Genomic DNA, 20,262 nt, shown 5'->3' with positions numbered 1-20,262 from the left:
GCGCCGATGTCCCTTAGCGTCGGTCGCGGGATGAGCGACAGGACCGCGTCCATCCTTCAAGGGCCCCGCGCACCGCTTCGCACGCCGCGCGGGGCCCTCTTTCATGCCGCCCGACGAGGTGGGTCGGGAGCACTGCAAGGCGTGGCCAGTCCTGCGTTGTCAGTGGCAGGTGGCAGCATGGGCTACTTGATCTGGTTCCGCGCCTCCTCAGGGGCGTGGGATGTGCCAAGTGTGATTCGGAGTACGAGAATGATCCGCAGTGAGTTGGTGGCCGCGCTGGCCGAGCGGGCCGAGGTGACCAAGAAGGATGCCGACGCGATCCTGGCGGCGTTCGCCGAGACGGTCGGCGAGGTTGTCGCCAAGGGCGACGAGAAGATCACCATCCCCGGGTTCCTGTCCTTCGAGCGCACGCACCGCGCCGCGCGGGAGGGCCGTAACCCGGCGACGGGTGAGGCGATGACGATCCCCGCCGGTTACAGCGTGAAGGTGAGCGCGGGTTCCAAGCTCAAGGAAGCCGCCAAGGGCTGAGCCGTACGCGAACCGATGCGAGGGGCGGTCACCCGGCTTTGGGTGACCGCCCCTTCGGTCGTGCCGGTCACGCCGGCTGCGGCCGGGCCGGCCCTCCGGTCAGGAGACTTCGAAGGCCTAGCGACCTGACAGAACTGCGTGCGCTCGCTCCGGATCTCGCCGCGCCGCGCAGCGGCGCATGCGCCGTGGAGGCCGTGGAGGCCGTGGAGCCCACGAGGGAGGAGGCTGGGGCCTTTCATTCCTTGTCCTGCGTCAAGGGCCCACGCCTGTAAAGGAGTTGGGGCTGCGGGCTTCCCGTGGGGTGTGTGAACCGTGGACACTGATCCCGCTGATCCACCTGCACCACAGCTGTCCCACCCCACACTCAGGCACTGGCAGGAAGGACCTCGCTCATGCGTCTGCGTTCCACGCTCACCACTCTCGCTCTCGTCGGGGGCGCCCTCGTGGCTCCCGGCTTCGGCGTGCTGACCACCGCGACCGACGCGTTCGCCGTCACGAAGATCAGCCACTCCACGGCGACGTCGATGTTCAGCTCCGTCGGCATCACATGGTCGTCGTCCGGCGGCTGCTCCGACCGCTACAACTCCACGTGTACGTCGTTCGAGCAGCTCAACCTGGCCAGCGCCCAGGGTGCGCAGACCCTCAAGCGGGCCAGCGGCTGTGCACTGAACATCACAGGGGGCACCGAGACCGGGCACGCGAGTGGCACGTACTCGCACTGGAACGGCTACAAACTCGACTTCGGCATGAACACCTGCGTGACGTCCTACATCAAGAACAGCTTCACCTACATAGGGCTCCGCGGCGACGGCGCTCCGCAGTACAAGGCCGCTTCGGGCAACATCTATGCGAACGAAGGCAACCACTGGGACGTGACCTTCTACAGCTGCGGTTGCTGACCAGGCACGCCACGACCTGCGGCCCGGCCCGTGTTCACGACAAGGGACGCGTGCCGGGGCGCGGGGTGCTGGTTCCGACTCCGGCCGCCGCAGCGCAAAGCGCTCTCGGTCGCCCTGGCCCGCGCGGCCCGACCTGCTGACGACCTGGCGAGCCGCCCGGATCCGGGCAGTGTCGAGACGCGTCCTCTGCACGACGCAGCAGCGTAGCGCCCCCGATGCCGGCTCACGGCGGAGCGGCGATCCCAGGACGCCTTCGACCTCGAAGGCCCCCGACTCCAGAAGCGCCTGTCCGAACAGCCACACCGAAAATTCCCAGCGATGTCCGAAGCTGGCTCGGCTGGGCCTTGGTGCCGCATCCACCGCACGTGGCGTCCCGCAGGTCGCGACGGCCGGTGACCGGGGTGTGCCGGCGGCATGGTTCTGGGCGCTGGGCTGGTCGAGGCGATCGACGTAGGGTGACTCCGTGATCATCTGGCTGAACGGCACCTTCGGGGCGGGCAAGACCACGACCGCGAAGGAGCTGACCTCTCGCATACCGGACTCAAGGCTCTTCGATGCAGAGAAGGTCGGGGAGATGCTCTGGCACGTGCTTGGGGTTCCGGAACGTGACTTTCAGGATTTCCCGCCATGGCGAGGACTCGTGGTGGAATCCGCGCGGCAGATTCTCGACTACGTGGGTGGCACTTTGGTGGTCACCCAGACCGTGCTGGTCGAGCAGTACTGGCAGGAGATTCATGGAGGTCTGACCGAAGCCGGCGTCCCCGTCCACCACTTCCTGCTGGACACGGACCAGGACACCCTGGTCACGCGGATCGAGACCGACAGCAAGCCTGAGAGCATCGCTGCTCGTCAGTGGCGCCTCGATCACTTGAGTGAGTATCAGCGTGCCCTGCCCTGGCTCCGTCGGGAAGCCCAGGTGATCGACACCACTGATGTCGTGCCCTCGCGCGTCGCGGAGATCGTCATGGAGAAGGCTCAAGTCGGGTGACGGGTCCGGCGAAATATCGGGCGGCTTGTCCTGCGGATGCCGCCCGACACCACAAAAGCCAGGTGACCGAGGGCGCGGCGCGCGTGATCGCCGTCACGTATCGGGGAGGCTGGGCGGATGCGTCTGCGTCTCCTGTCCGCTGTCCTGGCTGTGCTGGTGTGTGCCACGGGCTGCGCCACCGTCGATGGTCGTCCCGTGCCGCACAGACCGGCTGTGCAACGGGAGTTGGTGCCGGAGGGCGGACGGGGCCCGGAGGCGTCGGAGGTCACTCCGGGCTCCGCGCGCGAGGCGCTGCTCGACACCACGGTGCGGCGGACGAAGAAGAAGCCGGGCCAGCGCCAGCAGCGTCACCAAGCCGCGCCGTCGAGGCGCAGGACGCCAGGGGCGGCGGCTCACGCTGACGCGCGACCGCCACACCGAGCTCCTGTTCGTCGGCACGAGGGGGTGCCGCGTCGTCCGGCTGCCGGACCTGCGGCGCCGCGGACGAGCGCAGCGCAGCGTCATCACACCCTGCGCCACCACGGCCCGCAGCGGATGAAACGTCGGCACCCCGCCCCGCAGCCGCGGCCGCGCAGCACCTACGACATGGGGCTCGTGTGCGACTGGTCGCAACAGACCGGAGCCGACTCGGCCCTGACCGACTCCTGCCGCAGGATCGGCCGCTGAGGACGCCACCGCCGGACGGCACCGATCAGCCCGCAGAAGTGATCCGCAGTGGAATGGCCAGGCCGATCCCGACCGGGGCGACCAGTCGGCGTAGCCGCTCGAACAGGCTCCCAAGGAGCCGCCGTACACCGACATGGTGATCAGCCCGATCGGGAGAACCCCGCCCTGGGACCCCGCGGGACGCTCGTCCGCGCGCCGTTGACGCAGGGCGGCAAGCCAAGGCTGCATCAGCAGCGTCAGCGAGCCGATGAGGACGAGGAACGGCACGACGTGGGTGAACACCCCGCTCGGGTTGGAGATCAGCAGAACCGCCCCCGCTGCGCCGCCTGCGGCCGGCAGCGGGATCCAGCGACGCGGCCAAGGTCCCAGGCCCGCCGGATCGGGTCGAGAAGTGAGAGTCGAACCGGGCCAACAGGCGATACCCGCAACGAGGTTGGTCACGTTCGCGGACAAGGCGGGAAGCCCGACCAGGAGCGGAGCGGCGGCTGCGCCTGGCCGGGGCGGACGACGACACCGAGTTCACCCGGAGCGCGTTCGCGGCGCGGCCGCATGCCACGGGCCGCTACGGCCCGGCCCCCGCCGATCCCGTCGACGACCGCGTCACCGGCCCGGTCGTCGCGCTCCCGCCCTGCTCGTACACGGTGCTGCGCGGGAGCCGGGAGGCAGCAGCGATCATTGCCGGATGAGCTCGCCGCACTCGTCCACGCCGCACTCGTCCACGCCGCCCTCGTCCACGCCGCACTCCTCCACCGTGCTCGTCCCACTCGACGAGCCGCCCGTCCCCGTCGCGATCGGTGTCGGCATCCACGGCCCGGCGGGGCACGTCGACGACTTCCAGTTGCCGGACCTGTGGCAGTTCCACCTGTACGACTACGAGGCCGAGCTCACCGTCGACGGTGTCGCGCACGAGATCCGCCCCGGCAGCGTCAGCCTCGTGCCGCCGGGCACACCGGTCCGCTACCGCTACCGGGGCCGCTCCGAGCACCTCTACGTCCACCTGCGCCTCGGGTCGGCGGGGGAGTCCCGGGACGTGCCGTCCGTACAGCACGCCGGACGCCAAGCCGCCCTGTTGGAAGGCCAGTTGAGGCAGGCCCTGGCCGCCTGGCCGAGCACCCGGGCGCGGGCGGTGGCCGAGGTGTGGGCCGCGTTGTGGCGGGTGGCCGAACTGGCTCCGGCGCAGGGCGGAGCGGCACCGGCCACGCACGCGGCGGTGGCGGCCGCGGTCGCGTTCGTCGAGGAACACCTCGCGCAGCCCCTCACCGTGCCGGAGATCGCGCGGGCTGCCGGTGTCTCGCACAACCATCTGACCCGGCTCTTCCGTGCGGCCATGGGGGAGACCGTGATCGGCTACATCCGGATGCGCAGGATGACGCAGGCCCGGCACCTGCTGCGGGCCAGCACGCTCTCCATCCCCGCCGTCGCCGCGAGCGTGGGCATCCCGGACCTCCAGGCGTTCAACAAGGCGTGCCGCCGTGAGCTGGGGGCGTCCCCGCGCGCGGTCCGGGCCGCCGACATCGCCTGATAGTGGAAATTGACCAGTAGAGGGTGAGCAGGGCCCACGCGTTCCTCCGGCGCCGCTCCTAGCGTGACGGTCATGGAAGAAACAGCGAAGAACACCTCGGGGGCGGGTAAGCACCTGCTGAGTTCGGTGAAGATGGCCCGTTTCGTGGCCCGCGGCGCCCTGCGTCTGGACGCGGTGGTGCCGCCCGAGATGAACGCGGAGGCGCGGGGCGTCCTGGCGGCCGGCGTACCGGACGTGCCGTACGGAACCCCACTCTCCAAGGCGTACGACCAGGGCTCGTTCGTGGCCCGGCTCCTCGAACTCCCGCAGGTGGCAGGCGCCGTGCACAGCCTGGTCGGCCCGGAGCCGACCATCGACCACCACGCCGTGCACATCCGCGAGCCCCACGGCGGCGAGGCCCAGCCGCTGCACGCCGACGCCATCATCGACGTACGCCCCGACGCGTTCGACGTCCAGCTCATGTACTACCCGCAGGAGGTCACCCTGGAGATGGGCGGCACGCTCAGCGTGCCCGGCAGCCATCTTCGGCACACCAACGAGTCCGACACCGGCCGCTACCAGAACCTCCGCGGCCAGGACCGCCTCGTCTGCCCGGCCGGCACCGTGGTGTTTCTGCACCACGGCCTGTGGCACGGCGGCCGCCGCAACGACAGCGACGTCGCTCGCTACATGTTCAAGGTCCGCTTCAACCCGCAGGTACGCCAGCGGCGCCTGTGGGACACCTCGGACCTCGACGATCCGCAGGTGCGCAGGGAACTCGACGCTCACTTCCCGTGGTACGAGCAGGCCACCGGCCGCCTGGAGCGCTACAACCGCGTCATGCTGTGGCGCGAGCTCACCGGTGACGACACCTTCGACCTCGACCACTGGGTGACCAGGGTCGCCAACCGCCCGCATCAGGAGCCCGCCGCATGAGCACCGCCAGGACGACCACCACCTCGGCCACGACGCTGCGTCAGCAGGTGCTGGTCCTCTACCTGTCGACGTCCGCCCTCGACTCCTGGGTCGTCGGCTGGGCCCGGTACGACGGCACCGGCCGCACCACCCCCACCTCGGGCGACAGCGACGAGCCGCCCTACGAGACCGGCGTCGCCGCCCTCCTCGACGGCTGGCGGCTGATCCAGGCCTCGCAGCTCATCCCGCCGGCCCCCGGCCACGAGTACGACGTGTCCTTCCTCAAGCACGAGTTCTTCTTCGAGCGGCTCGTAGACATGGCGGACATCGCGGAGACACGCGCGTGACCTCTCTCGTTCCTGACGGCTTTGACGCCTTCTGGAAGCGGGGACGCTGACCGAGGCCCGCAACCGGGGCGGAGCGGTGAGGACCGAGCGGGGCACCGACCGGTATCTGCCGAGACCGCGAGGTGGCGAAGGACCGCTGCCGGTCGTCGTCACCCTTCGCCGGCTGCTGCGGCGGACGCGGACTGCCCGCCGACCACCTGTTGTGGTCGGCGGCCAGGGCCCGGCTCGCCACCACTCCACCGACCTGACCGGCGCCGTCCGCTGCGAGGCGGAGGCCGCACGGGCAGCGGACGGACCGGGCGAGACGATCGTCGAAGCCGGCGGGTGAAGAGCTGTTGTCTCGGACCGACGTTCCGTTCACCAGGGGCCGGTACGCCCGGACGACGGTGACCCATGAGGCGTGGACCCCGTACGAGGGCGTCCGTGGTCTGCGCCTCACCCTCGACGGCGCGTTCCGCCTCGCGTCGTTCCGGTTCGTGGGACCGGGCGCCCAGACGGCCTTCGGCACGATCCCGCGCAGGCGGCGAACCGCGCGGCGGAAGCGAGCCGTTCCTGGCCGCGCCATGGAAACCGCCTCGTCCGCGGCCTTCACGGCGGGTACGGTCGTCTCGTGTGTCACTACGCCGAGAAGCCCTACAAGCTGCATTACGTGTGCGTGTCCTGCCGTGTCGCGTTCAAGCGGCATTCCGGGCCCGGCACGAACCCGTGCCCGCGGTGCGCCGAGCCCATGCTCTGCGCCGGTCATGACTTCGCGGCGCCACGGCGCCGAGACACCAAGGCGTGGACCGTCGTGGCCGTGGTGCTGAACGCCGGACTGCGTTACGAGGGTCTCGAGCCCTGCGGCTGCGGCAAGGAAGCCAAGTTCCGCCCCCGTACCCGGGCCCAGGTCCGGGCTCGTCGCATCGCAGCCGCACGATTCGGAACTCCTCTCGCCGAGATGCTCGGCCGGGAGGATCCGCAGACGCGCGCCCACGCCATCACAGGTACACGCCGCGCATGAGGGAGGCGTGTACCAGTGGTGGCGTGGGCGCCTCCACGGGGCTCAGCCGCGCGGCGCGGGAGTGGAGTCCCTGACCACCACGGAGTCCGGCGACCACGTCCACATCGCCGGCTTCAGTGGGTTCCGCAAAATTGGGAGCGGTTACAAACTGGTGGTCGGCCCGTACAGCAGCCAGCCCTTCGACATCGCCGACAACCCCTACGCCGCGCTCCGCAAGGACGCCCTCGGCTACTTCTATCCGGCGCGCAGCGGCACCCCGGTCGAGGCGGCCTACGCCGGTGCCGCCTACGCCCGTCCGGCCGGGCATCTGGGCGTCGCCCCCAACAAGGGCGACACCGACGTCCCTTGTCTGCCCGGCGACTGCTCCTACTCGCTCGATGTGCGCGGCGGCTGGTACGACGCCGGGGACCAGGGCAAGTACGTCGTCAACGGGGCGCTCGCGGCGTGGCAGTTGATGGATTCCTACGAGCGTTCACGAGCCCAGGGCGACACCGCGGGCCTACGCGACGGGCTGCTGAGCATCCCGGAGAACGACAACGGGGTACCCGACGTGCTCGACGAGGCCCGCTGGGAGACGGAGTTCCTGCTGCGCATGCAGGTACCGGACGGACAGCCGCTGGCCGGCATGGCCCACCACAAGATCCAGGTGGCGGGCTGCTGGGGCCACCAGATGTGGCGCCTCAGGGACGAGTTGGCCGGGGGACCGGGGCCTCCCCGGCGGCAAGCCGAACTGGGGACCTGTGGGCCGGGCGGCACTCGATCGTGTTCTCCAGGACTGGTACGCATCCGCACCCCGGACATGACCCTGCGGGCTTCCACTGGCTTCCACCATGGTGAAAGCCTGTGCGCGGATGTCCGATAGGTTGCCCGTCATGACTGAGTTAGGGCCCGTCGCCTGGCCGCCTGCCCCGATCAGGACGGAGCGGCTCGTGCTCCGTGAGTCTGAGGCCCGGGACCGCGCGGCGTTCATCGAGCTGCTGGCGTCGCCGGAGGTGCACACCTACCTTGGCGGCCCGCGCCCGCTTGATGAGCTTGAGCGCGAGGTGCCGGACGTGCCTGGGCAATGGCCCGGGTGTTTCGTCGTCGAGCTCGACGGGGCGATGATCGGTGAGATCCTGCTCAGGAGAGCGCCGGGGCACAGCCGCCCGGCTGCCGCGGGGAAGGTCGATCTCGGGTATCTGTTTCTGCCGCGGGCATGGGGATTCGGTTATGCCGCCGAGGCGTGCGCGGCGGCACTCGCCTGGTTCGACGGCGCCCTTCCCGGCGAGCCGGTGGTGCTCCACACCCAGACGGCCAACGTCGGCTCGATGCGCGTCGCAGCGAAGCTGGGCTTCACCGAGGTGGAGCGGTTCCACGGCTGGGACGCCGAGCAGTGGCTCGGCCTACGGGCGTCGGTCGCGTCGTCCGCCTGAGCCCGTGCTGAGTGAACGGGGCTGTCGGGACTCGTGACCCGGGCCGGTGCAGCCCCGACGGCAAGACGCTGGCGGTCGCCGGCTCGGACTGGAACACCGCGGGGCAGGGGCAATTGCGACTGTGGGACCTGTCCCGGAGCCGTCCCGTCGCGACGACGCTGGAGGGTGATCACGAAGGGTCGTTCTACGAGGCGGTGTTCAGCCCCGACGGACGATCCATCGCCGCCGCCGGCGAGTCCGGAATCCGGCTGTGGGACCGCTCGAAGCGACGTGTCGTCGCCTCCCGCCAGTCCACCACCAGCGCCTCGGTGGCGTTCAGCCCCGATGGCAGGACGCTGGCCAGTAGCGACGGCGTCTACGGCAAGAACAGCGGTGGCATCTGGCTGCGCGACGCCGCCACCGGCCGCGCCACCACTCTCACGGACAAAGGCGTGACCACCGTGCAGTTCAGCCCTGACGGCACGTCTCTTGTCAGTACCGGCGAGGACGGACTCAAGGTGTGGGACGTGGCATCGGGCCGTGCCACCGAACTTGACGACGGCACGCGCTACTGGCTGGCGCTCAGCCCCGACGGCAGAACTCTCGCCACCTCGGAGGTACGCGCACCGAAGAGCGACAGGACTTCCACCGACGTCCAGCTGTGGAAGGTCCCCTGATGGCTCGTGATGCCGTTGCGCCTCATGGTTCTTTGGCTCCGGGCGCGCTGACGGTCTGGTTCACGCGCTGCTGCGGCACGGCCGTTGCCGGTGACTTTGTCGGCCGACTTCTCGGCCTTGATCTCGGTGCGAAAGTACGTACCGGGTCATCTCGGTTCTTGAGTGGGCGCTGCCTTTGAGGGCTGTCGCTTGCCAGCGGGAGGCTGCGCAAGGTCGGCGAACTCGGTGGTGGCAGCGGTTGGTTGGCCGTGTCGGTAAGACGGAGCGACGGGAGCAGATAGGCCACCAGCCGCCGGGACGCCGCGTCGTCATCGGGCAGGGCGCTCAACAGACCGCAGTGTGCCGACGCGACCACGGCGAGGTCGGACGGGTGAAAGTCGGGGTGCAGCGCGCCCGGTGCCTGGGCCCCGCGGACCAGGGTGGTGAAGTCCCGCTCGGCCCGTTGCCGGGACTGTGCGTGTTCCGAGGTGCTGTCCGGGAAGGCTGCGACGAACGCGGCTGGGAACTCGTGTTCCGCCCGTTGCGGAGCGCAGACCGTCGCGACCAGCTGCTGGAAGCCCTGCCACGGGTCAGGGGCGGCCAGCGCGTCGGTGAGCGCCTGCGCGCAGGTCTCCATCTGCTGCGCGAACGCGCCCCGCACAGAGCGTCCCGGGTCGGGACATGCCGGTACAGCGTCGCCACACCGGCCCCGGCCCGACGGGCCACGGTCGCCATCGGGGCGTAGATCCCGTGCTCCGCGAAGACCGTACGCGCGGCGACCAGGACGCCATCCCTGTGGCGCCGGGCGCCCCGCGCGGGGCCGCAGCAGGTATGGGCCCGCAGCACGCTCGTGCCGTTGGGCACGATGGGGTCATGCCGAAGAACCCACCGGAATCGATGCAGCAGCAGCGTCTGCGCCGGAGCCTGAACCACCATGCCCGTACGCAGTGCGAAGAGGCCCTGGACCGCGCCGGCGATCACCACCTCGAGGCTCGGGACCCATGCGGCGGCCGGACGACCCGAGTGCCGACGGGACTCGTGGTGCTGGTCGGCCCGCCGGCTTCGGGCAAGACCAGCTTCGTACGAGCTCTGATCGCGCGCCGAGAGATCGACGAGGACGCCGTGGTGTCCAGCGACGACATCCGCGCGGAGTTCTTCGGCACCTCACCCACCGAGGGGGACTCCGACGCGGCAGACGCCCGCGTCTTCGAGGAACGCGACCGAAGGATCGTCGCCCGGCTCGCCACCGGACAGACAGCAGTCGCCGAGTCCACCAACGTCACGCCACAGGCACGCACCCGCCTCATCGCCCTGGCGAGACGCTTCGACGCCCCGGTGACCATGCTGCGGTTCACCCCGGACCTCGACGCTCTCCTCCGACAGCAGGCCGGACGAGACCGTCCTGACGTCACCCCGGCAGACATCCGGGCCTCGGCCGCGGCGATGGCTCGGTACGCCGGGGCCGACCGACTGCGCTCCGAGGGCGCACACGCCGTCCATGACGTCCCCGGAAACGACGAAGGCGCCACGCCGACCCAGGCCGCAGCGCACTTCTCCTTCACCTGCTGACCTTCCCGAAGGGCGAATGGGCCGCGAGGCAGGCAGGACGGGTCAGCCGCGCCGTCGCAGGTGAGAAACCCGGCGACGGCGACGATCGTCCCCGGAATACTGGGCGCCCATGGATGAGGTAAAAGTCGTCTTCGCCCATTCCGAGCGCGCGATCCTGCGCGTCGGCGATGTGTTTCTGAAAGTGGACCCCGATCAGGCACGTGGCGACGCCGAGGTCGAGGCGATGTCTCTCGCGCCCGTCCCGACCCCGGAGGTGCTGTGGCGCAAGCCGCCCGTGCTCGCGATCGCCGCGCTGCCAGGAACGACGCTGGGACGCCTCGGCGGGCCGTCGACCGGGTCGCCGGCGGCCTGGGCCGCGGCGGGCGCCGCCATCCGGAAACTGCACGACGCGCCGCTGCCACCCCGAACCGGCCGGGCCGGCCGAAGCATTGCCACGCTGGCGGCAGAACTCGACGACGAGTGCGAACGCCTCGTGACGAACGGCGTCCTGCCCGCGGACCTGGTCACCCGCAACCGCCAGGTCGCCGAGGCCGCGCTCCGGCCGTGGACTCCGGCGTTCACCCACGGCGACCTGCATCTGGAGCATGTCTTCGTCGACGGCGACGAGGTCACAGGCATCATCGACTGGTCCGAGGCGGGCCAGGGGGACGCCCTCTACGACCTCGCCACCTTCACGCTCGGACACGAGGAGCACCTCGATGACGTCATCGCCGGCTACGGCACCGACCTCGACCTCAACCTCGATGTGATCCACGCGTGGTGGTCGTTGCGCAGCCTGCTGGCGGTTCGTTGGCTGGTCGAGCATGGTTTCGACCCGTTCGCGCCGGGCTGCGAGGTCGACGTGCTGAGATCCCGAATGTGAGGCAGCCCGGGCCCGACCCGCACACGTCGCAGGAGCGCCGAGAGCAGTAGGCCTGCGGTCACTCACACGGCGCGTTCCATGCACACCAGCTGATCCCGCGCGTCCCACGATGCGGTGACGGTGAAACCGAGCCGCTCGTACAGGGCGATGGCACCGGTCCGCCACTGCCACACAGACAGCCGTACGGTGTCGACGCCGTTGTCCGCCGCATGCGCCAGCGCGGCGCTGACCAGGCGGGACGCGATGCCCTGGCTCCGGAAGGCGGGATCCGTCCAGAGCCTCTTGACCTCGCAGCGCCCCGCGTCGGGAGCGGTCACCACCAGGCACCCGACGACGTCGTCCCCGCTCGACGCCACCAGCACGACATCGTCGGCGAAGGCGTCTCGCGGATCCAGGACCTCTGCGCGGCAGCGATCCGGCAGCCGGTCCACATCAGCGACGGCCTCGCCCTTCTCGGCCTGCGTCCGCAGATGGTAGTCCGCCAGCAGTGCGGACAGCCCGCTCTGAACGGAGGGCACCTTACCTGGCCAGCGGACGATGACAGGTTCCCGGTGATCACTCATTCCGGCAGCATCGCATGGTGTCTGGGCCCGGATCAGCCACAGGTCAGCCTGGTGCTCATACGGCGACCGGGGCCTTGATCGCGGGGTGGTGCTGATAGCCGTGGATCTCGACGTCGGTGTAGGTGTAGACGAAGATCGAGTCGGCTTTGTGGAGCTTGAGCTCGGGGAACGCGTAGGGGGTGCGGGTGAGTTGGGTGGTGACCTGGTCGAGGTGGTTGTCGTAGATGTGGCAGTCGCCGCCGGTCCAGATGAAGTCGCCGGGTTCGAGGCCGGTCTGCTGGGCGATCATATGGGTGAGCAGGGCGTAGCTGGCGATGTTGAAGGGGACACCGAGGAAGAGGTCGGCGCTGCGCTGGTAGAGCTGGCAGGAGAGGCGGCCGTCGGCGACGTAGAACTGGAAGAAGGCGTGGCAGGGGGCGAGGGCCATTTTGTCGAGTTCGGCGACGTTCCAGGCCGAGACGATCATGCGGCGGGAGTCCGGGTCGTCGCGCAGGGTGTCGAGGACCTGGCTGATCTGGTCGATGTGCCGGCCGTCGGGGGTGGGCCAGGAGCGCCATTGGACGCCGTAGACGGGGCCGAGTTCGCCGTTGGTGTCGGCCCATTCGTCCCAGATGCTGACGCCGTGCTGCTGGAGCCAGCCGACGTTGGAGTCGCCGCGCAGGAACCAGAGCAGTTCGTAGACGATCGATTTGAGGTGGACCTTCTTGGTGGTGATCAGGGGGAAGCCCTGGGAGAGGTCGTAGCGCAGCTGGTGCCCGAAGATGCTTCGGGTGCCGGTGCCCGTGCGGTCGGCCTTGGCCGTTCCGGACGTGAGGACGTGCTTCAACAGGTCTTCGTACTGAGTGTTCACCACGGTCCGAAAGCTTAATCGCCCGCCCTAGGCGTCTGGATCAAGAGCTTTGCAACCCCCCCTCGGAACCTCCGCCCTGATGCGCCCGAGACGGGCGACGCGCTCCGCCTCGGTTGTCGGCGTCGGGTGGTTGAGGCGTGGTGGCGGCCGTGACAGCATCCGCGGATGGATACGAGGGAGAGGGCGTCTTGGGGCGCGGAGTACCGATCGGGCCGCTACGAGGACGATCCGCCGGTCGGATTCGTCGACGACATCGTGCAGGCGGCACAGAGCCTTCCACCTGAGGCAGAGGGGCTGTATGTGGGATGCGGCAACGGCCGCAACTTTCTTCCCCTGCGCGCCGCAGGACTGAACCTCATGGGCCTGGACATTTCCGAGGTGGCTCTGGCTTCACTGGCCGGACGCTCACCGGCTGACGCGCCGCGCCTCTTCCACGGGGGCGTCACGGACCTCCCCGGTGACCGTATGTTCGACCTGGTCATCGGTATTCAGGTCTTCCAGCACGGCGACCGCGCCACAGCACATGCTCACCTGCGTGCTGCCCTCGGCCGAGTCAGGGTGGGCGGCCTGTTCTGTGTCCGCGTCAATGCCGTTGGCACGGACATTCACCCCGAACATGATGTCTTTGAGGAGGCATCAGACGGAGGGCTGACCGTCAGGTATCTGCAAGGGTCCAAGGCCGGCCTGGATATCCACTTCTTCAGCCTGCCCGAGCTCATGGCGCTGCTGCCGGACGAGTTCGCCCCCGTTCTCGCCCCTCGTATCCACCGGACTCAGCGTGCGTCGAAGGACCTGGGGCAGTGGTCCCAGTGGGAGGCGATCTATCGCCGGACTGCCTGAAGGGCGAAACTCCGGCGCCGACGGGTGGGCGAACTCTCCGATACCAGGCGGTACGCCTCAAGACGTGGGTGAGCGCGAGCCGTACGCGGGTCCGAACACGACGAGCAGTGTCAGGTCTTCCGTCACTTCGATGAATCGGTGCTCTTCACCCGCCGGAACGAAGATCGCCGTCCCGGGACCCACCTCGTGTGTCCCGCCCGGCGTCTCGATCTTGGCCCGCCCGGCGGTGACCACATAGATCTCGTCCTCCGTGTGCGGACTCTGGGCGTCTCGCCCGCCGACCGGGATGCAGTACGTACCCACCGACAGATCCGGGGTCCGTAGTTGTTCGATCCAGTCATGGCCGGCCTCGGTGGGGTGCGTCCACACGCCGGCGCCCTCGATGATCTCCATAGCGGGACCTTAAACCTGAGGCCTGCGGTCATGCCCCCAGGTCCTCCGACAGGGGCAGGCACTCGGTGAGCAGGCTGACGACGTCGCGCCAGGCTCGCCGTGCGTGTTGTGGGTGGTAGCCGACGCCGGGGCGAACGCTGTGGTCGACCGAGGGGTGGTGGAAGGCGTGCAGGGCTCCACCGTAGACCGTGAGGCGCCAGTCGACGCCCGCGGCCTGCATCTCGGCGGTGAAGGCGTTGCGTTGCGCGGGCGGCATGATCGGGTCTTCCGAACCGACCCCGGCCCAGACCGGGCAGCTGATGCGTGCCGCCTCGCCCGGCCGGCCCGTGGTCAGTGCGTTGACGGTGCCGATCGCGCGCAGGTCGACGCCGTCGCGCCCGAGTTCCAGCCCGATGGCACCGCCGGTGCCGTAGCCGACAGCGGCGATCCGGCCGGGGTCGGTCCGCGGTTCGGCGCGCAGTACGTCGAGCGCCGCATGGCCGATGTCCCGCATCCGGTCGGGGTCGGCGAGCAGCGGCATGCAGCGGGCCAGCATCTCCTCGGGGTCGCTCAGATAGCGCCCGCCGTGAAGGTCGAAGGCCAGCGCTACGTATCCCAGCTCGGCGAGAGCATCGGCCCGGCGGCGTTCGACGTCGCTGAGCCCCGTGCCCTCCGGTCCGAGCAGCACTGCGGGCCGGCGGCCGACACCGGCCGGGAGCGCGAGGTGCCCGGTCATCGTCAGACCGTCGGCCCGGTACTCGACCGCACATGTCGTCATCGTCGTCATGACGCTGGACTGTAGTGATCGTCGAGCCCGCTCCGGCCGCCGTTCTGCCTCCGGCAGAGCGGCCCGGGTGTCCCTCTCACCGGCCCCGCCGCAAGCGCCCGGTCGCGGTGATCGCCGACCGGGCGTCCGAAGATGGGGCAGGGGTCCCCGTCCCCGTGCACACGGGCCCGGGAACCCCCCCACCGGATCACCTCACCGACCTCATGTCACCGCACAGCGCGCGCGTACGGTGCCACGGTGACGCGGTCGATCAGCGGCGCGTACCGGGAGCGGAGCAGTACGCCGGGGAAGGTGTCGGAGGCGTACGTGGTGCCGTCGAAGTTGGGCAGTTCCTCGGAGCCGAACCTGATGGTGTTCTCGCCCTTCTTGAGGTCGAGGGTGACGGTCAGCTCCCAGAAGTTGTTCTGGTGGAAGCTGTGCGGGAAGCCGACCCGGTGCGGCTTGCCGCCGTTGACACTGATGTCGGCGTGCCGGGCGAGCGGGTCCGGGTTGTAGTGGGTGGCCTCCGACTGCTCGGGGTTGGAGTAGCGGATGCGCAGCGCGTACAGGCCGGGCCGGCCGGCGGTGACGGTGAAGGTCGCCGTGTTGCCGTTGCCGGGATCGCCGCCGATCCCCGTGATCGCGGTCCCGTCGGTGGCCCGGGAGAGCGACGTCAGTGCCGCCGTGCCCGCGAGCTTCGCGTCCTGTGCCTCGTAGGTGTGGGAAGGCAGCGCCTTGTCGGAGACCGTGACCGTGAGGCGATCGATGAGTGTCGTGGCCGAACTCCCCTTCACCGTGACCTTGTTGACGCCGCCGGAGAGGGAGACCGCGACCTTGCTGGTGCCCTGGTGCAGGCGCAGTACGTCATGCCCGTTGACGGACAGGCGGGCGCCCGAGCCGTCCAGGCTGTCGACGGTCAGGGTGTGCTCGGCGTCGGTGGGGGAGTAGACCCAGAACGTGGCCGAGCCGCCCTTCGCGATCCGGGCCGCGCCCGAACCGGTGGCGGCGGTCCCCGCCTGCTTCGGCAGGTCGTAGACGGGTGTGGCCGCACCGGACAGCCAGGCCAGCTCGCCCTCGTACACCTGCGTAGAGGCCGAGTCGCTCGGCAGGGAAAGGGTGAGGCGGTCGACGATGGCGTCGCCCTTCGTGGCGCGTTCGCCGTCGAGACTCTTCGCGGCGAGTGTCAGGGTGTGCCGGCCCTGGGTGAGATGGACCTTCGTGTCGGTGTGGTCCCACACCACCCACTTGTAGCCGAGCGGGAGGTCCAACTCCTGTTCCCCGTCCGCCTTTCCGTCCACGCGCAGGAAGACGTTGGTGGGGCCCTCGTCCTTGATCCTGGCGTAGGTGTTGAGGGAGTTGGCGAACACGCTCAGGTCGTAGGTGCCGTCCTCGGGCACGTCCACGGCGAAGTCGAGCGTGACGTCGGAGCCGGTGCGCAGCCCGCCCACGTCGTAGCCGCCGGACGTGTAGAACTTCGAGACCTCGGAGGTCGAGCCCTCGGGCCCGTTCTTCGAGTACCCCGACCCGGTGTGGGCGGCGTCCTCGGCCTCGTACGAACCCTTCCAGCGCACCGGCGTCGTCTGGGTGCCGTTCGCCTTCCCGGCCGGGCTCAGGACGATCTCGTACGCGGACGACTCGTCCAGTTTCGGCAGGGTGCCGTCGCCGAAGTCGACGACGACCTCGCCGTCGTCACCGACCTTCAGGTCGGTCTCGGTGAGGAGCCGTGGTCCGGGGGAGTCACCGATCTGGCCGCTCCAGCCGATCTCGCGCACCCAGGCGTGCACGCGGTTGCCGAAGACCGCCCGCGGGATGTGGTCGAACGTGATGTGGCCCTTGCCGTGCGAACCGCCGAAGAGGAGGCGGGCCTGCTTCTTCTTCGTGTCGAGTGTGGCGACGCCCTGCATCGTGTAGTTCTGGCCCGGGGCGGGAGGGGTCACCTGCACGGTGTTCCCGCTCATCGAGGCGTAGGAGTGGAACAGCCACCACTGGCCGTTGCCGCGGTTGGACTGGACGGCGGAGTCGGAGAGGTTGCCGTCGATGTTCCAGTACGCGATGTCGGCGTCGACCTTCGACTCCTCGATGGCGGACACCCACTGGATCATCTGGCCGGGGACCGAGGTGTGGTAATTGAAGGCGTACTCGTTGATGTTGACGGGGAGTTGGGTGCCCTCGTGCTTCGTGCCCTTGAAGAGGTCCTTCTCCCACGTCCGGTACTTCGCGACGCTCTCGCGCACGGCCTCGGGGTGGCTCAGCTCGTGCCAGGTGATCACGTCGGGGAGCGTGTCCGCGGCCAGGGTGTGCGCGAGGAAGCCCTTCACCTGGTCGTACAGGACGCTGGTGTTCGGCCCTGCGATGCGGGCGGCGGGCATCTTGCCCTTGATGAGCCGGTGGACGTCGTCCCACGCGGCGAAGTAGTCGTCCGGGTCGGAGAGCCAGCTGACCTTGTCGTAGCTCCAGGTACCGGTGCCGAACATGTTCCCCTCGGGCTCGTTGAACGGCACGAAGACGATGTTGTCCTGGTACTGCGCGGGCAGCTTCAGGACCTGGTCCACCTGCTTGGCGATCTTCTCCTTGTACAGGTCGAGCTTCTCCTTGGGGGAGTCGCCCGGCCACTCGTAGGGGAAACCGCGGTGGATGTCGGTCATGTAGATGTACACGTCGCCGTCGGTGGAGTCCGCGAGCGGCCGCACCACGTCGAGGGCGTCGGCGCCGGGGTGCTGCGGCCCGTCCTGTGCCTTGGTGGACACGGTGCGCAGGCCCATGCCTTCGAGGAGGTTGTTCGTGGGGACGTCCGGGCCGTACACGCCGTACAGGGTGCCGGACGCGCCGCCGTGGAACGCGCCGGTCTCCGAACCGAGGTCGACGGTCAGCGCGCCCTCGCGGACGACGGTGACGGTCGCCTCGACCGCGCGTCCCGCGGCCGTTCCGGCGACCTCGAAGGTGCCGGGAGTGGCGTACTTTTCGTCCGGTACGGCGTCCCACACGACCGGCGTGTCGCGGTCGTAGCCGTCGGAGAAGGTGGCGCGGACCGCCTGGGGCAGGGTCGGGGCGGTGCCGGTCGTCGTCCGCACGGCGAAGGACGTCTTCGACAGGTCCTGCAGCGTGGGCAGTCGACCGGACATGCTGGCCACCTGGTCCGCGGAGAGCGCGGCGTGCCAGACGGTGAAATCGTCGATCGCACCCTTGAAGAGCGGGTCCGGGTACAGGGACTTGCCGATGAACCCGGCCGCCGTGGCCGAACTCTCCAGCAGATCACCGGCCTTGACACGGGTGGCCGCCGAGGAGACCGCGACACCGTCCAGGTAGGTGGTGAGGCGCTGGGCGGAGGTGTCCAGGGTGACCGTGACGGTGCGCCATTGGTCGGAGGGGAGCGCCGCATAGCCGCTCACCTGGGCCTCCGCGCCGCCTCCTCCGGTGGTGACGGCGGTGCGGAGTACGCCGCTGTTGTTGGACGGCGTCGTGAAGAGGTACTTCGACGTGTTGCTGCCCAGATCGAAGATGCGCTGCCAGGAGGCGGCGTCACCGCTCCACTTCACGCGGGCGGAGACGGTCAAGTCGGCCGCACCCGCGAGGACTTCGCGCGGTAGGCGGACGTACGCGCCGTCGGAGTCGGACGCCCCTCCGGGAAGGGTGAGGGCCTTGCCGCCGCCGGTTCCCGCGGCCGTGCCGGCGGTGGCGGCATTCACCAGTTGGGCCGTGCGCCCGTTGCCCGAACTGTCGGTGATCTTTCCCGAGGCGAGATCGTCCTGGTCGAAGGAGTACCGTGCGGCCGGCTGCGGTGGATCCGCCGCATGGGCGGTGGCGGCGGCCGGTGCGGTCAGCAGTCCCGCGCCGAGGGCAACGGCCACGGCGGCAGGGGCTCGGCGGCGCCGAGCGGGTCTGTCAGCGGATGGCATGGATCGCGTCCTCAATCCTTGGAGTGAGCTGAAGCGAGTTGCGGTGAGCCGAGGCGAATCGCGGTGGTCCCCGGGGAGTTGCGGTGGTTCCCGGGGGCGGTGGGGCGAGGCGAGTCGTGGTGGGCCATCGCAAGTCGCGTGACCGAACTGCTTCGTCGCGTGTTCGTCGCGTGTTCGTCGCTTGAACGTCGCTTGAACGTCGGAGAGCAGCAACGTGCTGACGTGCTGGTGCGGGCACCCATGACGCGCGCCGGGATGGTGGCGAAGCGGCAGTCGGCTCGGTGATACCCGCGTGATTCCCGTGCGGTTTCCCTGTGGTTCCCGTGTCGAACCGGTTCGGCGAAGCTAGCAGTGGCGTGCGGAGCCAGCAATCCCTCACGGGGAAGAAGTCGGATAGTCCGTGGTCAACTGCGGTGTTTGTGCGGAGTGTTGACAGACCCCGAGGGCCTTCCTACCTTCACTTCACGCGAACCGGTTCGACGGACGATCCGTCGAACCGGTTCGATCCACTGTCCCTGAACCAGGAGTTGTCGTGAACATCGGTGAGATCGCCCGACGGGCCGGTGTCTCGCGCAGCACCGTGTCGTACGCGCTGTCCGGCAAGCGACCGGTGTCCGAGGAGACCCGCCGCAAGATCCAGCAGGTCATCGACGAGCTCGGCTACCGGCCCAACGCCAGTGCTCGCGCGCTGGCCAACGGCAGGACGAGCACGATCGGTCTGGTCTTTCCGCCGGCCGGCGACCACTACACGGGCATGCAGCTGGATTTCATCGGCAGTGTGGTCGAAGCGGCCGCGGCCTACGACTACGACGTGCTGCTCTCGCCCAGCGGCGTGGACAGCGACCGGTCCTTCCAGCGTCTCCTCGGGGAGCGGCGCGTGGACGGCGCGATCCTGATGGAGATCAGGCTGGAGGACGACCGGGCCGACCACCTGGCCGCCCTCGGCTTTCCGGCCGTTTCCATCGGCCGCACCGCCCGCTGGCAGGACAGGTGGTGGGTCGGGCTCGACCACACCGCGCTCGCGGCGGCGTGCGTCCACCACCTGGCCGACCTCGGCCATCAACGGGTCGCCTTCGTGAACCGGCCCGAGCAACTCCTGCGCTCCGGCTACGAGTCGGCGCACCGCGGCCTCGACGGCTTCACCAAAGCCGCGGCCGAGCGCGGACTGACCGTTCGTGCGTACTGCTGCGGCGACGACGCCGCGTCAGGACAGGTCTGCGTCGAGCGGATCCTGGACGAGGAACCGGCCACGACGGCCCTGGTCACGCTGAACGAGGCCGCCCTCGGCGGCCTCTACCGGGGGCTCGCCCGGGCGGACCGCCACGTGCCGCGCGACTTCTCCGTCACCGGGGTCGTCGCCGCCCACTGGGCGGAGACCGTCACACCGCAGCTCACCGCCGCCGACGTGCCGGCGGCGGAGCTGGGCCGCCGCGCGGTCGACCTGCTCATGGAACGCCTGGGCGACCCCGAGGCACCCGCCCGGCACCACCTGCTCACACCGCCGATCTCCCTGCGGGCCAGCACCGGGCCCGCGACCGCACCGCCCCACGCCTGACGTCACGCACACATCCGCAGGCGCGTATTCCGTATGCCCGCCTCCCTTCGGCATGCCCGCACGCCCGCAGGTCCGAGGCGCGCCCGTGCCCCTACGAC

Annotated in this window: 18 protein-coding genes and 3 pseudogenes; 15 read left to right on the top strand and 6 right to left on the bottom strand. The window is 69.7% G+C overall.

Features of this window, described 5'->3' with window-relative positions; translation table 11 throughout:
• Nucleotides 1-249: 249 nt before the first annotated feature.
• The 11 genes and pseudogenes from J3486_RS15850 to J3486_RS15805 all read left to right on the top strand — a co-directional run bounded on the left by J3486_RS15850 (nucleotide 250) and on the right by J3486_RS15805 (nucleotide 8,912).
• Nucleotides 250-528: an HU family DNA-binding protein gene (locus tag J3486_RS15850; RefSeq protein ID WP_207820945.1), complete on the top strand. Its 279-nt coding sequence runs from the start codon at nucleotides 250-252 to the stop codon at nucleotides 526-528.
• A 392-nt stretch (nucleotides 529-920) separates the two neighbouring features.
• Complete coding sequence (locus tag J3486_RS15845) at nucleotides 921-1,427, top strand: hypothetical protein (protein WP_207820944.1); 507 nt, start codon at nucleotides 921-923, stop codon at nucleotides 1,425-1,427.
• Nucleotides 1,428-1,890: 463 nt separating this feature from the next.
• Nucleotides 1,891-2,415 (top strand): AAA family ATPase, encoded by a 525-nt coding sequence (locus J3486_RS15840; protein WP_207820943.1) that lies wholly within the window; start codon nucleotides 1,891-1,893, stop codon nucleotides 2,413-2,415.
• A 1,348-nt stretch (nucleotides 2,416-3,763) separates the two neighbouring features.
• On the top strand, nucleotides 3,764-4,603 hold the full coding sequence (locus J3486_RS15835; RefSeq protein WP_207820942.1) for a helix-turn-helix transcriptional regulator: 840 nt from the start codon (nucleotides 3,764-3,766) through the stop codon (nucleotides 4,601-4,603).
• A 72-nt stretch (nucleotides 4,604-4,675) separates the two neighbouring features.
• Nucleotides 4,676-5,518, top strand: a complete 843-nt coding sequence (locus tag J3486_RS15830; protein ID WP_207820941.1) for a phytanoyl-CoA dioxygenase family protein — start codon at nucleotides 4,676-4,678, stop codon at nucleotides 5,516-5,518.
• Nucleotides 5,515-5,844, top strand: coding sequence for a hypothetical protein (locus tag J3486_RS15825; protein WP_207820940.1), 330 nt, complete (start codon nucleotides 5,515-5,517; stop codon nucleotides 5,842-5,844). Before J3486_RS15830 ends, J3486_RS15825 begins: the two co-directional genes overlap by 4 nt.
• 610 nt (nucleotides 5,845-6,454) lie before the next feature.
• The gene (locus J3486_RS15820; protein WP_207820939.1) at nucleotides 6,455-6,844 is read left to right on the top strand and encodes a hypothetical protein; all 390 of its coding nucleotides are present in this window, start codon (nucleotides 6,455-6,457) and stop codon (nucleotides 6,842-6,844) included.
• Between the two features lie 7 nt (nucleotides 6,845-6,851).
• Nucleotides 6,852-7,499: pseudogene (locus J3486_RS15815) on the top strand (glycoside hydrolase family 9 protein); the annotation flags it as partial.
• Nucleotides 7,500-7,542: 43 nt separating this feature from the next.
• Nucleotides 7,543-7,647: pseudogene (locus tag J3486_RS44125) on the top strand (aminoglycoside phosphotransferase); the annotation flags it as partial.
• 69 nt (nucleotides 7,648-7,716) lie between these two features.
• Nucleotides 7,717-8,256, top strand: a complete 540-nt coding sequence (locus tag J3486_RS15810; protein ID WP_207820938.1) for a GNAT family N-acetyltransferase — start codon at nucleotides 7,717-7,719, stop codon at nucleotides 8,254-8,256.
• Nucleotides 8,257-8,267: 11 nt separating this feature from the next.
• Nucleotides 8,268-8,912 (top strand): WD40 repeat domain-containing protein, encoded by a 645-nt coding sequence (locus J3486_RS15805; RefSeq protein ID WP_207820937.1) that lies wholly within the window; start codon nucleotides 8,268-8,270, stop codon nucleotides 8,910-8,912.
• Nucleotides 8,913-9,078: 166 nt separating this feature from the next.
• On the opposite strand, the pseudogene J3486_RS15800 reads toward J3486_RS15805, so the two are convergent.
• A pseudogene (locus tag J3486_RS15800) lies at nucleotides 9,079-9,737 on the bottom strand (TetR/AcrR family transcriptional regulator); the annotation flags it as partial.
• Between the two features lie 27 nt (nucleotides 9,738-9,764).
• Between J3486_RS15800 and J3486_RS15795 the strand changes: the two are divergent.
• Together J3486_RS15795 and J3486_RS15790 are read left to right on the top strand one after the other, a co-directional pair.
• Nucleotides 9,765-10,460 carry an ATP-binding protein gene (locus J3486_RS15795; protein WP_229378084.1) on the top strand — a complete coding sequence of 232 codons (696 nt, stop codon included), beginning with the start codon at nucleotides 9,765-9,767 and terminating at the stop codon, nucleotides 10,458-10,460.
• A gap of 109 nt (nucleotides 10,461-10,569) precedes the next feature.
• The gene (locus J3486_RS15790) at nucleotides 10,570-11,322 is read left to right on the top strand and encodes a phosphotransferase family protein (protein WP_207820935.1); all 753 of its coding nucleotides are present in this window, start codon (nucleotides 10,570-10,572) and stop codon (nucleotides 11,320-11,322) included.
• Between the two features lie 62 nt (nucleotides 11,323-11,384).
• Here the strand turns inward: J3486_RS15790 and J3486_RS15785 are convergent, their stop codons facing one another.
• Together J3486_RS15785 and J3486_RS15780 are read right to left on the bottom strand one after the other, a co-directional pair.
• Nucleotides 11,385-11,885, bottom strand: a complete 501-nt coding sequence (locus tag J3486_RS15785; protein WP_207820934.1) for an N-acetyltransferase — start codon at nucleotides 11,883-11,885, stop codon at nucleotides 11,385-11,387.
• Nucleotides 11,886-11,940: 55 nt separating this feature from the next.
• Entirely contained in the window at nucleotides 11,941-12,738 is a 798-nt protein-coding gene (locus J3486_RS15780; RefSeq protein WP_207820933.1) for a thymidylate synthase, read from the bottom strand.
• Nucleotides 12,739-12,900: 162 nt separating this feature from the next.
• On the opposite strand from J3486_RS15780, the gene J3486_RS15775 reads away from it, so the two are divergent.
• Entirely contained in the window at nucleotides 12,901-13,575 is a 675-nt protein-coding gene (locus tag J3486_RS15775; RefSeq protein ID WP_207820932.1) for a bifunctional 2-polyprenyl-6-hydroxyphenol methylase/3-demethylubiquinol 3-O-methyltransferase UbiG, read from the top strand.
• A gap of 57 nt (nucleotides 13,576-13,632) precedes the next feature.
• Here J3486_RS15775 and J3486_RS15770 read toward each other — a convergent pair whose 3' ends face one another.
• From J3486_RS15770 to J3486_RS15760, 3 genes are all read right to left on the bottom strand, one after another.
• Nucleotides 13,633-13,968, bottom strand: a complete 336-nt coding sequence (locus tag J3486_RS15770) for a cupin domain-containing protein (RefSeq protein ID WP_207820931.1) — start codon at nucleotides 13,966-13,968, stop codon at nucleotides 13,633-13,635.
• 28 nt (nucleotides 13,969-13,996) lie between these two features.
• The gene (locus J3486_RS15765; RefSeq protein ID WP_207820930.1) at nucleotides 13,997-14,734 is read right to left on the bottom strand and encodes a dienelactone hydrolase family protein; all 738 of its coding nucleotides are present in this window, start codon (nucleotides 14,732-14,734) and stop codon (nucleotides 13,997-13,999) included.
• A gap of 206 nt (nucleotides 14,735-14,940) precedes the next feature.
• On the bottom strand, nucleotides 14,941-18,561 hold the full coding sequence (locus tag J3486_RS15760) for a LamG-like jellyroll fold domain-containing protein (RefSeq protein WP_207820929.1): 3,621 nt from the start codon (nucleotides 18,559-18,561) through the stop codon (nucleotides 14,941-14,943).
• A gap of 580 nt (nucleotides 18,562-19,141) precedes the next feature.
• Here J3486_RS15760 and J3486_RS15755 point away from each other — a divergent pair.
• Entirely contained in the window at nucleotides 19,142-20,164 is a 1,023-nt protein-coding gene (locus tag J3486_RS15755; RefSeq protein WP_207820928.1) for a LacI family DNA-binding transcriptional regulator, read from the top strand.
• Nucleotides 20,165-20,262 lie beyond the last annotated feature (98 nt).

This window comes from Streptomyces sp. VRA16 Mangrove soil, assembly GCF_017377775.1.
GTDB lineage: Bacteria > Actinomycetota > Actinomycetes > Streptomycetales > Streptomycetaceae > Streptomyces.
Note: the sequence above shows the minus strand (reverse complement) of the source record. Positions and strands in the feature narration are given on the sequence as shown.